Origin of the sequence: Methyloligella halotolerans (assembly GCF_001708935.1) — a bacterium.
GTDB classification, from domain to species: domain Bacteria; phylum Pseudomonadota; class Alphaproteobacteria; order Rhizobiales; family Methyloligellaceae; genus Methyloligella; species Methyloligella halotolerans.
Genome location: NZ_MASI01000006.1, coordinates 125,539 through 138,601 on the forward strand (window position 1 = coordinate 125,539; position 13,063 = coordinate 138,601).

Genomic DNA, 13,063 nt, shown 5'->3' on the forward strand with positions numbered 1-13,063 from the left:
TGCGGTCGTTGGGTAAACTCGACCGGCGGTTGGGCAAGGCCGGGGCTTCGGAGAACGGGCGCATTTTGTGATGGCTGGCGAAAGGGGCGAGTGCGCGCCGCAGCGTTTCGCTGATAGGGCCTCAAGGCTGCGACGGTTTTGGCCCGTCCTTTTTCTCGGCGTTCCCCTGGCCTTCGCAGGCTATGCCCTCCCGCTTGCCGGCACACCGGCACCCTCCTCCGCCCAGCTTCCGGCCTATTGCGCCGAGGCCAAGCAAGCGGATCTGCCGCTGCCCAGCCAAGCGGAGCCGGACGCCTATCAACGGCAGCTCTTCGCCTTCCTGAACGACCGCACCTACGCCAAGCTCGGCTGGTGCGTCGACAAATCCATGGACGACAATCTCGTCCGGGACACCGGTCCCTACGTGAACAACGTCTATTTCGGCACTCATCCGGCGGTGCGGGTCTACTACTCCCCGAAGATGATGCAGTGGCTCCTGGGCGACCGGGACGGCCCGCCCGAGGACGGCGCCTTCATCGTGAAGGAGATGTTCGAGCCGCCGGCCGCCCGCTACGAGGGGATGGACGATGCCCAGGTGGTCGAGAAGCTGAAGTCCTGGACCGTGATGGTGCGGGACACGGCGGGCGCCCATGACGGATGGTATTGGTCCAACCCCGTGCGGGGCGAGAGTCAGGCGAGCGCCCACGACTATCCCTTCAAGTACCGGGAATCCGGCTTTGGGCAATATTGCCTGCGCTGCCACGCCTCCGCAGCGGATCACGGCACCTTCTCAAGCCTCAGAAACATCAAGGGCTTTCCGGGCGATCCACTGCGCTTCCGGGTGGACGATTCCTGGCGCGACCATCACGCGGCCGCGAAGCCGTGGCAGCCCGGAAACGAGACGGAGGAGATGGGCGAGATCGACGACCGCGAGGTGGAGACGGCTTATCGCCACCTGCCGGATCCCAGCGATGCGGAAGCCGAGGCGGAGCCGCATCCCGGCTTCGAGCCGTCGTCACCCGATCCAGCCTTTCTGGAAACGTATCCCGAGGTGAAGGATCCGGGATTCGAGAACGTGCAACGCTTTCCGTCGGAGACCCACGACCGGGTGGTGGCCCATGCCGGGATGGGGCCGGGCTTCGTCAGCTCCGATCAATGCATGGGATGCCATGGCGGCATCAACGGCAACCAAGGCACGGCAGCAGGCCCTGTCATGTTCTTCCAGACCGGTCCGGATTATGGCGAAGGCTACAACGTCTCTCCGTATGGCGAATGGCGCTGGTCACCCATGGGGCTCGCCGGACGCGACCCTATCTTCCACGCCCAGCTCGATAGTGAGATCGCGCTGCTGGAGAAGGAGTTCGGAACGGATGGAAAGGTGCCGGACGAACAGATCGCCCATCTGCAGAATCTCTGCTTCAGCTGCCACGGCGCGATGGGCCAACGGCAACTGAAGGAAGACGCTGCGAAGCTGGGTCTCGATCCGCTGTTCAAGCGGGATTACCTGTTCCTCACCTCCAAGGAAGCCGACAATCCCTACGCCAAGTACGGCGCGCTGGCGCGAGACGGCATCAGCTGCGGAACGTGTCATCGCGCACGGCAGAGCACGCCGGTCGAAGGGCTCTCGGAGCTGAAGAGCTACCTCACACACAACACGACGGGACGGTTCGAGACGGGGGCGCCGGACGAGATCTACGGCCCCTTCAAGGACGAGGAGATCGTCACCCTGCCCATGAAGAATGCGCTCGGCATCACGCCGAAGCACGACAGCTACATCCAGAGCTCGCGGCTCTGCGGCTCGTGCCATCATGTCAGCCTGCCGAATGTGGACATGCCGCTGAGCGCTCATGCGGCGAACGATCTGGACGCGAGCGTGCCCGCCGAGATGTTCAAGGATTTCAAGCACTCAATCGAGCAGGCGACCTATATGGAATGGCTGAACAGCGGCTATCAGAACGAGTTTCCCGCTGCCAATCCGACGCCGGAGCGCGCCCAGAGCTGCCAAGGCTGCCATATGCCGAGCCATTTCAAATCGGCGGACGGCAAGGTGGATGTGAAGCAGATCAAGACACGCATTGCCGCCGTCCAGGACGACAGCTATCCGGAAGCGGAGCATATGCCCCCGGTGGAAGAAATCCGGGTGCGCTTCCGGGAAGAGGGCTTCAAGCGGCACCGGCTCCAGGGGCTGAACGGCATGCTCATGGAGATCTTCCGCCAGAACAACGACGTGCTCGGCGTGCGCACCAAGGACTACATGACAGGCGCGGATGGGCTGAAGCTGGCGCTGGATGAGGTCGCGGCGCAGGCAAGGGAGCGTACCGCCGATCTCGACGTGACGACCAAGCTCGACGAGGACGGCAAGCTGATCGCCGAGGTCGAGGTGGTGAACAAGACGGGGCATCGATTCCCGACCGGCGTGGGCTTGCGGCGTGCCTTCCTCGAACTGCTGGTGATCGACGGGAGCGGCGGGCGCGAGCGAGTCGTGTGGGGCTCGGGACGGACCAACGCCGTCGGGGTCCTGGTGGACGAGAAAGGGAATATCCTCCCCACCGAGTTTTTCGAAAAAGACGAGACGGGGGCGCCGCGCTATCAGCACCATCACGAGGTGATCGATTCTCAGGACCAAGTGCAGGTCTATGAGGAGCTGCTGCGGAACGCCGAAGGCGAGTTCACCACGAGCTTCGTGCACCGGGCGAACCACGTGAAGGACAACCGGCTGCTTCCCTTCGGCTGGCAGGAGAAGGGCCCCCTACCCGACCGCTATTCCGAGCTGAAGGATTTCATCCATGCGACCCATCCGGGACAGGATGCGATCCGGGATGAGGATTATCGCAGCGGCAAGGGGCTCGACCGGGTGCGCTACGAGATCGAACTGCCGGAAGGAGTCGATGCGGACGACCTGACCGTGCGCGCGACCCTTTACTACCAGCCCCTCCCGCCCCATTGGCTGAAGGAGCGGTTCGCCACGGCGCCCGATATGCCGGCAACCCAACGGCTCTACTATATCGCAAGCCGTCTGAAGCTGGACGGCACGCCCATGGAGAATTGGAAGTTCAAGCTGACGTCGAAAGAGGCCAAGGTTTCAGCGCGTTAGCGCTTCCTTGGCCGATTTCGATTCACGTCTTTACGGGCCCGACCCAGACCTGCTGGGCGTTGACGAAGGCATGGATGCCGTGGGGCCCAGCTCGCGGCCGTAGCCCGAACGCTTGATGCCGCCGGAGGGCAGCCGCGGGTCCGTCTTGACGATGCCGTTCACGGCGACCTGCCCTGCCTCGATGCGCTTGGCGAGAGCCTCGCCCCGCTCTGCCGTCGACCAGACGCTCGCGGCCAGGCCGTATTCCGTGTCGTTGGCCATCTGGAGCGCATGCTCCTCGTCGTCGGCGCGGATCACCACGGCGACGGGACCGAAGGTCTCTTCGGCGAATGCACACATGCCCGGCTTCACGTCGGTGAGCAGCGTGACGGGATAGAAGTAGCCGTCGCCCTGGACCGGCTCTCCACCGAGAACGCAAGTGGCGCCTTGGTCGATGGTGCTCTTCACCTGGCGGGCGAGCTCGTCGAGTAGATCCTTGCGGGCGATGGGCCCGACATCGGTCTCCTCCTTGGCCGGATCGCCGACCTTGAGCGCCGCAAGACGCTCTTTCAGCTTCTCGACCATGTCGTCGTAGACCGGCGCTTCGACGATGATCCGCTTGGCGGCGATGCAGCTCTGGCCGGCATTGATGATACGGGAGATCTTGAGGATGTCGGCCGCCTTGTCGAGATCGGCATCGGCTAGCACGATGGACGGATCGGATCCTCCCAGCTCCAGCACAGCGGGCTTGATCTCGGACGCCGCGATAGAGGCCACGGCCGCGCCGCCCCTGGTCGAACCCGTGAAGGAAACGGCCTGGACGCGCTTGTCGCGGATGACCTTCTCAACGGCAGGCGTCTCCAGAAGCAGGCTGTCGAAGACGCCTTCCGGGGCGCCGACCTTCCTGAAGACATCGGCAATGGCCGCGGAGCAGCCCGGTACATGGGGGTCATGCTTCATGAGGCAGGTGTTCCCGGCCATCAGCGCCGGCGCGCAGAAGCGGAATGCCAACCAGAACGGCGCGTTCCACGGCAGAATGCCGAGCACAGTGCCGAGGGGCAGATGCTGGACGTAGCTTTTGGTCGCGTCGGATCCCAAGGTGATCGGCGCGAGATAGGCCTCGGCGAAGTCCGCATAGTGCTCCGCGCACCAGGCGGATTTCTCCACCTCGGCACGGGCCTCCTTGATGGGCTTGCCCATCTCTTCCGTCATGAGGGGCGCGAGTTCGTCAACGCGTGCCCGCATGTCCGCGGCGACCGCCTTCAGCAGCTTGGTGCGTTCGGCGAACGAGGTCTCGTGCCAGCTCTCATAGGCCTTGCGGGCCGCCGCGAGCTTCGCTTCCACATCCGCATCGGAATCAGGCGTCACCTCCCGGACCACCTTCCCCGTGGCCGGATCGATCGCTGTCAGCATCAAACGTCTCCGCTTATCTTGAACCTGCTCTTTGCTCGAGCATGATCGTGTCCGAAAACCGGTGCGCAGTTTTCGGGATCATGCTCTATCCCGCCGCGGCGTCCTGCTCGGAGTCGTCGGACTCCTCGGCACGATCGCCGGATTCGACGGCATGGAGCTTGGTGTCGGTCTTCGTGGTGAACTCGCGGGCAAGCGTGAAGAAGGACTCGCAGCCATCGGCCGTCACGTGGATCGTGTCGGAAATGCCCATGGTCTTGTCGCGGTCCACACCCCAGACCCAGGGAATGATGTGGAAGGTCATGCCTTCCTTGAGGGTCCGGGAGTCGCCCTGCATCAGGCTCAGGATGTAGCCCTCGTCCCAGCTCGGCGGAAAAGCGATGCCGATGGAATAGCCCGACCGGGTGATCAGATCGCCGCCGTGATCGGCGCTGGTGATGATATCGCGCACGATATTGTCGGCATCCGAGACGGTGAGGCCGGGGCGGATGGCGTTCTCCACCTCCTTCAACGCTTCCATCATGCAGCGCTGGGCGCTTTCCATGGATGGCGTCAACTCGCCCAGCACCACGGTACGCATCATGGCGGTGTGATAGCGGCGATAACAGCCGCCGACTTCCATGAAGACATGCTCTCCGGGCTGGACCGTGCGGCCCTCCCAGGTCGCATGGCCGATCATGGACCGCGGTCCGGAGGTCACGTAGGGCATGACAGCGGGCGGCTCACCGCCGGCGCGGAACATCGCCTCGCAGATCGCCGCACCGATATCGTTCTCCGAGACGCCGGGCGCGCAGGCCTCGATGCCGGCCTTCATCCCGGCCTCGGTGGCGAAGGCCGCCTTCTTCATGATCTCGATCTCGGCAGGGCTCTTCTGGATGCGCCCCTCCTCCACGATGCCGAAACAGTCCATCAGCTTGCCGTCGGTGAAGGCGGTGCGGACGCGGTCCTGCTGGTAGGCGGGGAAGAAGTAGCTGTTCCGCTCGTAGCCCACGGTCGAATAGGCGAGCCCCGCATCCCGGAGCTTTCCACCAGGCTTTGGATGGCGTCGCCGTTGTCGGCGTAGGGCCTCGTCTTATCGACCCAGGTCCGGGCGTAGACGTTGGACTCCTCCATCTTCCGGGTGACCATGTAGCAGTCGTCCACCAGCGGCACGACAAGGGCCTGGAAGAAGGAGTAGCCGGTGGTCTGATAGTCCGTGAGATACATGATGTTCTCAGGATCGGTGATGATCACCGCATCGAGCAGACGCTCTTCCATGCGCTCCCGGAGGCCGCTCAGCCGGCGCTGATATTCCTCCGGCGGGAAGGTCATGTCATCGCGCTCTCTCATGCTGCCTCCGCAATCGACTGAGTGGAATTCTCCAGGATCTTGAGACCCTCTTCGAGATCAGCGTCGGGGATGGTGAGCGGCGGGATAAGCTTGATCACCCGGCCCAACGGTCCGCAGCCGCCGACGAGCAGTCCGTTCTCGAAGCAGCGCGCGATGATCTGCTTGGCGAGGGCGCCATCCTGGGTGTCAAGCCCCTGCATCATGCCGCGGCCGCGCACCTCGAAGCCTTTGGCGCCGTTCGACGAGGCGATCTTGTTGAGGCTCCCTTCCATCATCTCGCCCTTGCGCTTCACCTCGTTAAGGAAGCTGTCATCCTCGAAATAGCGCATGGCTTCACGCCCGGCGACGAAGGAGATGCCCTGGCCGCGGAACGTGCCGGTGTGCTCGCCGGGGCTCCAATGCTTGTCGTGCTCGGGCTTCACCAAATTCATGGCGAGCGGCGTACCGAAGCCGCCGATGCCCTTGGCGAGGGTGATGATGTCGGGATCGAGACCCATGCCGTCGAAGCTGAAATACGAACCGGTGCGGCCGCAGCCGGCCTGAATGTCGTCGAGAATGAAGAGCGCGCCGCGGCTCTGGGCGAAGGCCTGAAGCTCCTTCAGCCATTCCTTGGCCGCGACGTTCACACCGCCTTCGGCCTGGATCGGCTCGACGAGGACGGCGGCCGGGGGCTCGTAACCGGAGGAGGCATCCGAATAGACCGCCGCCATTTCCTGGAGCGACTTGCCGAAGGGGAAGCGCTGCACATGGTTGAGGGGTACGCCGGCGGCATTACGGAAATAGGAGTTGGCGGTGCAGGCCAGCGCGCCGAGGGTCATCCCGTGGAAGCCGTGAGTGAAGGCGATCACGGTCTCGCGCCCGGTGACGCGGCGGGCGAGCTTCAGTGCCGCCTCGACCGCGTTGGTGCCGGTCGGACCGGTGAACTGCATCTTGTAGTTCCAGCCGCGGGGCTTCTGGATCGTCTCGATGAACGCTTCCATGAAATCGCGCTTCGTGGAGGTCGACATATCGAGGTTGTGGGCGATGCCATCGGACTTCAGAAAGTCGATGATCGCGTCCTTCATACGCTCGTTGTTGTGGCCGAAATTGAGCACCCCGGCGCGGCGAAAAAGTCGATGTAGGACTTGCCGGCCTCATCGACTTGCCGGGCATTGGAAGCGGATTTGAAGACGGTCGGATAGATGCGGCAATAGCCGCGGACGTCGGATTCCCACTCTTCGAAAACATCCATGGTATTTGCCGGCATTCTTGGTCTCCCCTTCCGTTGACGGGCTATTCTTGAAGCGCTGCGGGCGCAGATTGTTCCTCGAAACGATCGGTTCCGGCGTTGGGCAGCGGTGCGCCGGCAAGGCGTGCGAAGCAGCGCGCGACGATAGGAATCAACCGGTCGTTGAAGTCGTAAAGCGGGCTATGGCATGGCGCATCGTGGTTCTCGCCATCGTCGGCACCAACCAGCGCGAAAGCCCCCGGGACTTTGCCGAGATAGTAGCTGAAATCCTCCGAAGCCATGATCGGGACGGGCAGATCCTGGTCGTGCCAATCGGCGCCGAGCTCGTCGGCAAGCGCGCCGCGCATCTCTTCGCTCGCCCCGGCGGAATTCACGGTCGCCTCGTAGCGCGGCGCGATTTCGACCTCGCTTCGACGCCATAGGCCCTGGCCGTGTCGGCTGCGATCTCTTCGATGAGACCGTTGATGACCGCGCGATCCCCGGGGTTGGCGATCCGGATGCTGCCGCCGATAACCGCCGTCTCCGGGATGACGGTGTTGAGGCTCGGCGCATCGATGGAGGTCACGCTCAGGACGGCCGGGTGCTGGGGCCGGATTCGCCGGCTCACCACCTGCTGCAGAGCCATGGTGATGGCGGCCGCGGCCAGCACGGGATCACGACACGCCTCGGGCTGGCTAGCATGACCGCCCACGCCTCGGACCGTAATCTGGAACGTGCCGTTGCCGGCCATGACCGGCCCTTCCGGACAGACGGCCTTGCCGTATGGAATCGCGGGCCAGTTGTGCCAGCCGAAGACGAGATCGACGCCTTCGAGCGCTCCGTCGGCGATCATCTCGCGAGCGCCGTGGCCGCCCTCTTCCGCCGGCTGAAACATCAGGGTCACGGGGCCAGGCAGCGCGTCCTCGTTACGCTTCAGCCAGATGGCGGCTGCCATCAAGGTCGCTGTGTGACCGTCATGGCCGCAGGCGTGCATGACGCCTTCGCTGGCGGAGGTCCAGTTCCGGCCGGTTCTTTCCAGGATCGGGAGGGCGTCGATATCGCCGCGCAAGGCGACGTGGCGGCCGGGCTTGCCCTCTGCGAGGGTTGCCACAGTGCCGGTGCCGGCGCAGGCGCGCCAGGCGATCCCCAGCTGATCCAGGCTTGCCCGGATCGTGGCTGCGGTCTCGGTTTCCTGCCAGCTCAGCTCGGGATGACGGTGGAGATAGCGCCGAAACCGGACAGCGGTCTCCATCACGTCGTCCCAGCCCTGGCCGGTCCGCGTGAAATCGACGGGCTGAAGATCCAAGCTCATAGACGAGACTTACGGGACCAGAGCTGCCAGCACAAGCGACGGCGTATGGTTACAGACCCGCCTTCCGGGCGCCTCCGCAGTGTCACAGCGCCCTACGCACTCTTCGTACGCGGCAGGAACATGCGGCCCTGCTCGGTCACGTATACGAGCACAAGGGCCGCCAGCCCGCAGCCGAGGAATCCGAAGGTCAGCGGCACGAGAGTGCCGTCGAACTGCTGGCCGACGAGGAACCCGATGACGGCGCCGACGACGGTGGTGGTGAAACCCACCACGGCCGACCCGGTGCCTGCAATGTGGCCCAGAGGCTCCATCGCCATGGAATTGAAGTTCGGGCCGATGAGACCGAAGCAGAACATCAGCCCCGCCTGGAGGGCCGCGAAGGTCCAAACATTCTCGTGGCCGGTCCAGGCCACGACACCGTGAAGCGCGGCGATGGCGATGAAGCCGAGAAGCGCGAAATGAGAGACCCGGCGCGTGCCCATCCGCTCGACGATGCGCGAGTTCACGAAGGAGGCGACGGCCATTCCGCCCGCCGCGAGCGCGAAGACGAACGGAAACAGGTCCGGCTCATGCAGCGCTTCGGCGAAGACTTGCTGGGCGGAGGTGATGAAACTGAAAAGCGCCCCCAACATCAGTGCCATGGCAAAGGTGTAGCCAAGCGCCATGCGATTGGTGATGACGGCTTCCAGAGCATTGCCGATGCCCCTGGGCGAGATGGGAATCTGATCCGCCGGGTGCAGGGTCTCTTTGAGCCGGACCCAGGTCCAAATGGACACCAACACGCCGAACAGAGCCAGCGCGCCGAAGATCCACTGCCATGGCGCGACGGATGCGATCGCGTAGCCGAAGGACGGCGCGAGGATCGGGGCAGAGAGGAAGACGATGAATGCCAGGGACATGACGCGAGCCATGTGCCGGCCAGAATAGCAGTCGCGAATGATCGTGATGGACAGGACGCGCGTTCCCGCTGCGCCGCAGCCTTGCAGGAAGCGGATGAGGATCATCGTGGAAAGCGAGGTGGCGAAGGCGGTCGCCGCACTGAACACGACATAGATCGCGAGCCCGACCATCAGCACGGATTTGCGGCCGTACCGGTCGGCCAGGGGACCGTAAATGAGCTGTGCGCCGCCAAACCCCAGCAGATAGGCGGTCACGACCCATTGGCGGTCGTTCTCGGAGACGATATGGAGCGCTTTGCCGATCTCGCCGAGAACGGGCAGCATGGCGTCGATGGAGAGCGCGTTCGTCGCCATCAGGGCGGCCATAAGCGCGACGAACTCGGCAAAACCCATGCCGGAGTTGCTCGGCTTCTCCTCGGTCCGGCGCGACGGAACGGCAGGCGTGACGGGCGGCGCGGTCTCGACGCCGTCGCTGGTGACTTGCTTCATTGGACTTTCTCTCTTGCACCCCAGCTTGGGTTCGCGAAGGGAATTCGCAAGGGTGCAAAGATGCTCCGCTGCATACGCGGCGCGGGAGGGCTGCTGTTATTCGATCAACAAAGTGACCCTGTGATGGCCGAGCGCGCTGGCAGCACGCTCCGCCGAAATCCTACGAGGCCGCCGCGCCGCCGCTAGTGCGAGCCCGCCGGAGGAGATCGGTCAGCCCCTCGGCGGTGAACGGCTTCAGCATGGACGGAACCTCGGCCAGCTCCGGCGGATAGTCGATCTGCTCGCCGTAGCCGGTCACGAAGGCGCAGGGCACGCCCTTCTTCAGCAGACGCTCGGCGAGGGCGAAGCTGGTCTCCTCGCCGAGATTGACGTCGAGGAAAACGAAGCCCGGTTCGCGATCCTCGACCTTGGCGTAGGCGTCCTTCAGGCTGCAGGCAACGGCAACACTCTTCACGCCGAGATCGCGCATGAGGTTTTCGGCCTCCAGCGCGATGATGTAACTGTCCTCGACGATAAGGATGCTCTTGGGCAGCTCGACATCGGCATCCGATTGAGCCTCTTCGTCCGGGACGTCGGGAGAGACCGGAGCGGCGGACTCGGCGACATAGTCCGCCGGCACCACGAAGCTCGCGCGCAAGCCTTTCGGATCGTAGACCACCTTCGCCTGACCTCTGAGGTCGTAGACGATCGAGCGCTCGATCAGGGTGCTGCCGAAGCCGCGTGAGGTCGGCTCCTTGACCGGAGGTCCGCCCCGCTCCGCCCAGCGAATGATCAACTCGCCCTGACCGTTGAACTCGGTCTCGACATGGACCGAGCCATGGCTGTCGCTCAGGGCGCCGTACTTGGCGGAGTTCGTCACAAGCTCGTGGATCACCAGGGCGACGGTGGTGAATGCCTTGGGCTGCAGCATTACCTCCGGGCCGGTGAGAATCACCCGGTCGGCCTTGTCGGCGACGTAGGCGGCGGCTTCGGACGTGACGAGCTTACGGAACGAAGCCGGGCCCCAATTGTCGGCGGTGATCTGGTCGTGCGCCAGGGCAAGCGCGTGGATGCGTCCGCCAACGACCTTGGTGAAGTCGGCGATATTATCGGCCGAACCCCTGCTCTGGCTGATCACCCCCTGGATCAGCGCAAGAATGTTGCGGACCCGGTGGTTGAGCTCGGAGATCAGCAGATCCTGTCTTTCCTTGGCGCGCTCGCGCTCATGCTCCGTCGCCGCCGACAGCTGCAGGATGACTTCGAGCAAGCTCACCCGCAGAGCTTCGGCGATGCGCAGCTCGACGGGCCGCCACGGCTTGGAGTGGCCGTTCACGGTCTCCTTCCACAGGTTGAAGCTCTTGCGTGGCGTGAGACGATCGCCCAGGGGACCGGAAGCAACCGGCTTGTTGGGATCGCCGGCCCATTGGACGCTGCGAACCGCCTCTCGACGGAAGAACACCATGTAGTCTCGGACGGGACGCGACAGCGGCACGACGAGCATGCCTGCCGCCCGGTCGATATAGGCGGAGCCGGATGGGACTTCGGAAGCGATCTCGTCGGACGCATAAACCTGATCCACTCCGGTGCGGGTGAGATAGGCGACCAGCTTGTCGAACTGGATACCGTCCGGGGTGGAGCCGTGGAGCGCCCTGCGGCCGTCGATCTTGATGCCGACCCCGTCGCAGGCGAGGAGATCGGCGATATCGTCGATATGGGCGAGCACCCCGTCGAAGCGGGCATCTTCGGTCGCCATGGCCGTGATGAGCTTCTGGTGGAGCTGCTGGGCGTGCGCTTCGTAGGCCGCTTCCTGGTCCCGCTCCCGGTTCTCCACCATCATGGAGAACATCTGGCCGAAGAGCTCGGCGACGGTGCGCCGGGCGAAGGGGATCGGATGGCCGCTATAGTGGTGGCACGCGAAGAGGCCCCAGAGCTTCCCCTCCCGCAGGATCGAGACCGACATGGAGGCGCTGACCCCCATGTTCTGCAGATACTCGATATGAATCGGCGAGACGCTGCGCAGGATGCTCATGGAGAGATCCAGCGGTTCGTCGAGGCCGGGCTTGGAGAGGATCGGGGACGGCGCAACGCCGATATCGGGGATGATGCGCAGCCAGTTCCGCTCGTAGAGCGCGCGGGCCTGCTTCGGGATATCCGAGGCCGGGTAATGAAGTCCGAGATAGGATTCCAGGCCTGGCCGCACGGCCTCAGCGATAACCTCGCCGGATTGGTCCTGATCGAAGCGATAGACCATAACCCGGTCGAATTTCGTGAGGGCGCGCATCTCCCTGGCCGCGACCCTGAAGAAATTGCGCAGATCGCCCGCCTGCTGGAGCTTCGCCACCATGGAGCGGACACTCGCGCCCGCATTGACCTCCCGCTCCTCGACGCATTTTTCGCATTCGACGATGATGGTCGAACCGGTCAGATGGACGGCGACGTCGCAGTTGAGCCCTTCCGCCGTCACGGTGACGGCGAAGATGCGGGCTACCGTGTCCCCCATGATCGCGCTCTGGAGCTGACCGCGGATGAGGTCGACGGCACCCGGCGTGAAAATCTCGTTCAAGCGTTGGCCGAACAGTTCTGGGGCTTCTATGCCCAGCCAATCCCCGACATTCTCGGAGGCATGGGTGATGTGCCAGGTTTCCCGGTCGACGGCCAAGAGGAAGCCGAAGGGCTGGACCGACCCGATCAGGTGGATCGGCTCCCGGTCGCAATTGGAGAGATCGACATTCTGTTGAGGCTGCATCAGACGTTCTCGAGGCTCGAATGCTCCGCAACCTCTTCATGAAGGCTGCCGCCGTGCCGGCGGTGTGGGGCGGCGGGCAAGAAATAGGAAAAGGCGAGCATGGCGCCGGCCTCGGCCTCCTCGGGCGCCCGGCGAACGGCCTCGGAGGCCTCGAGGCGCTGGAGATACCGAGCCCAAAGCCCCTCCCCTTCCCCGTGCATCAGGTAGCGCGTGGCCGGATGCTGAGCGGCGCCGAATTCCTTCCTGAGACCGCGCAAGATGATCGTGCCGCCGAGCCGTGAGCCTTCCAGGACGTAGAGAAGGCCGAGTTGATGGGCCTCGCCGCGAAGCTCAGGGACCGGCTGCACCGGGGTCGAGGGAATGTTCAGGGCAGAAAGGTCGGCGCGCAGGGCGCCCGTCCGTGCATGACGAGGCCAATCGGGCCAGAGCCGCCCGATCTCGGCGCGCTCCAGAGCCTCCTCCAGCGGAAACAGAGCGTCGGCGATCGCGGCCAGGAAGCGCCCATAGCCGGCGGGCCGGTCCCGCAGCATTCCCGCGAAACGGTCGTCCACGGCTTGATGCATGCCGCTGGTGGCATGGCGCAGGCGGTCTCGTGCGGACGCCCGCTCTAGGGTGGGTCGAGACAGCATCGCCTCCTTCA

The 13,063-nt window shown here is 64.4% G+C and carries 11 protein-coding genes; 1 reads left to right on the plus strand and 10 read right to left on the minus strand.

The window, feature by feature from the left end:
• The first annotated feature begins 70 nt into the window (after positions 1-70).
• Complete coding sequence (locus tag A7A08_RS11625) at positions 71-3,073, plus strand: cytochrome P460 family protein (protein ID WP_069095644.1); 3,003 nt, start codon at positions 71-73, stop codon at positions 3,071-3,073.
• Between the two features lie 30 nt (positions 3,074-3,103).
• Here the strand turns inward: A7A08_RS11625 and A7A08_RS11630 are convergent, their stop codons facing one another.
• From A7A08_RS11630 to A7A08_RS11660, 10 genes are all read right to left on the minus strand, one after another.
• Positions 3,104-4,465, minus strand: a complete 1,362-nt coding sequence (locus tag A7A08_RS11630; protein ID WP_245290911.1) for an NAD-dependent succinate-semialdehyde dehydrogenase — start codon at positions 4,463-4,465, stop codon at positions 3,104-3,106.
• Between the two features lie 85 nt (positions 4,466-4,550).
• On the minus strand, positions 4,551-5,453 hold the full coding sequence (locus A7A08_RS11635) for a M24 family metallopeptidase (RefSeq protein WP_208430622.1): 903 nt from the start codon (positions 5,451-5,453) through the stop codon (positions 4,551-4,553).
• Entirely contained in the window at positions 5,372-5,791 is a 420-nt protein-coding gene (locus A7A08_RS16570; protein ID WP_208430623.1) for an aminopeptidase P family N-terminal domain-containing protein, read from the minus strand. The genes A7A08_RS11635 and A7A08_RS16570 overlap by 82 nt, the downstream gene beginning before the upstream one ends.
• Entirely contained in the window at positions 5,788-6,855 is a 1,068-nt protein-coding gene (locus A7A08_RS11640) for a diaminobutyrate--2-oxoglutarate transaminase (RefSeq protein WP_245290912.1), read from the minus strand. Before A7A08_RS11640 ends, A7A08_RS16570 begins: the two co-directional genes overlap by 4 nt.
• Positions 6,852-7,037: a hypothetical protein gene (locus A7A08_RS16575; RefSeq protein WP_208430625.1), complete on the minus strand. Its 186-nt coding sequence runs from the start codon at positions 7,035-7,037 to the stop codon at positions 6,852-6,854. Before A7A08_RS16575 ends, A7A08_RS11640 begins: the two co-directional genes overlap by 4 nt.
• A gap of 26 nt (positions 7,038-7,063) precedes the next feature.
• Positions 7,064-7,393 carry a zinc-binding metallopeptidase family protein gene (locus A7A08_RS16580; RefSeq protein WP_208430626.1) on the minus strand — a complete coding sequence of 110 codons (330 nt, stop codon included), beginning with the start codon at positions 7,391-7,393 and terminating at the stop codon, positions 7,064-7,066.
• Positions 7,390-8,310 carry an amidohydrolase gene (locus A7A08_RS11645; protein WP_208430627.1) on the minus strand — a complete coding sequence of 307 codons (921 nt, stop codon included), beginning with the start codon at positions 8,308-8,310 and terminating at the stop codon, positions 7,390-7,392. Before A7A08_RS11645 ends, A7A08_RS16580 begins: the two co-directional genes overlap by 4 nt.
• A gap of 92 nt (positions 8,311-8,402) precedes the next feature.
• The gene (locus A7A08_RS11650) at positions 8,403-9,698 is read right to left on the minus strand and encodes a multidrug effflux MFS transporter (RefSeq protein ID WP_245290913.1); all 1,296 of its coding nucleotides are present in this window, start codon (positions 9,696-9,698) and stop codon (positions 8,403-8,405) included.
• Positions 9,699-9,858: 160 nt separating this feature from the next.
• Positions 9,859-12,423, minus strand: coding sequence for an HWE histidine kinase domain-containing protein (locus A7A08_RS11655; protein ID WP_069095645.1), 2,565 nt, complete (start codon positions 12,421-12,423; stop codon positions 9,859-9,861).
• Entirely contained in the window at positions 12,423-13,052 is a 630-nt protein-coding gene (locus A7A08_RS11660) for a biliverdin-producing heme oxygenase (RefSeq protein ID WP_141693975.1), read from the minus strand. The genes A7A08_RS11655 and A7A08_RS11660 overlap by 1 nt, the downstream gene beginning before the upstream one ends.
• Positions 13,053-13,063: the final 11 nt, after the last annotated feature.

Bases quoted from the DNA above. Each gene is read 5' to 3' on its own strand.
- A7A08_RS11625 (WP_069095644.1), top strand. From the start codon at position 71: ATGGCTGGCGAAAGGGGCGAGTGCGCGCCGCAGCGTTTCGCTGATAGG.
- A7A08_RS11630 (WP_245290911.1), bottom strand. From the start codon at position 4,465: ATGCTGACAGCGATCGATCCGGCCACGGGGAAGGTGGTCCGGGAGGTG.
- A7A08_RS16570 (WP_208430623.1), bottom strand. From the start codon at position 5,791: ATGAGAGAGCGCGATGACATGACCTTCCCGCCGGAGGAATATCAGCGC.
- A7A08_RS11640 (WP_245290912.1), bottom strand. From the start codon at position 6,855: ATGAAGGACGCGATCATCGACTTTCTGAAGTCCGATGGCATCGCCCAC.
- A7A08_RS16575 (WP_208430625.1), bottom strand. From the start codon at position 7,037: ATGCCGGCAAATACCATGGATGTTTTCGAAGAGTGGGAATCCGACGTC.
- A7A08_RS11645 (WP_208430627.1), bottom strand. From the start codon at position 8,310: ATGAGCTTGGATCTTCAGCCCGTCGATTTCACGCGGACCGGCCAGGGC.
- A7A08_RS11650 (WP_245290913.1), bottom strand. From the start codon at position 9,698: ATGAAGCAAGTCACCAGCGACGGCGTCGAGACCGCGCCGCCCGTCACG.
- A7A08_RS11655 (WP_069095645.1), bottom strand. From the start codon at position 12,423: ATGCAGCCTCAACAGAATGTCGATCTCTCCAATTGCGACCGGGAGCCG.
- A7A08_RS11660 (WP_141693975.1), bottom strand. From the start codon at position 13,052: ATGCTGTCTCGACCCACCCTAGAGCGGGCGTCCGCACGAGACCGCCTG.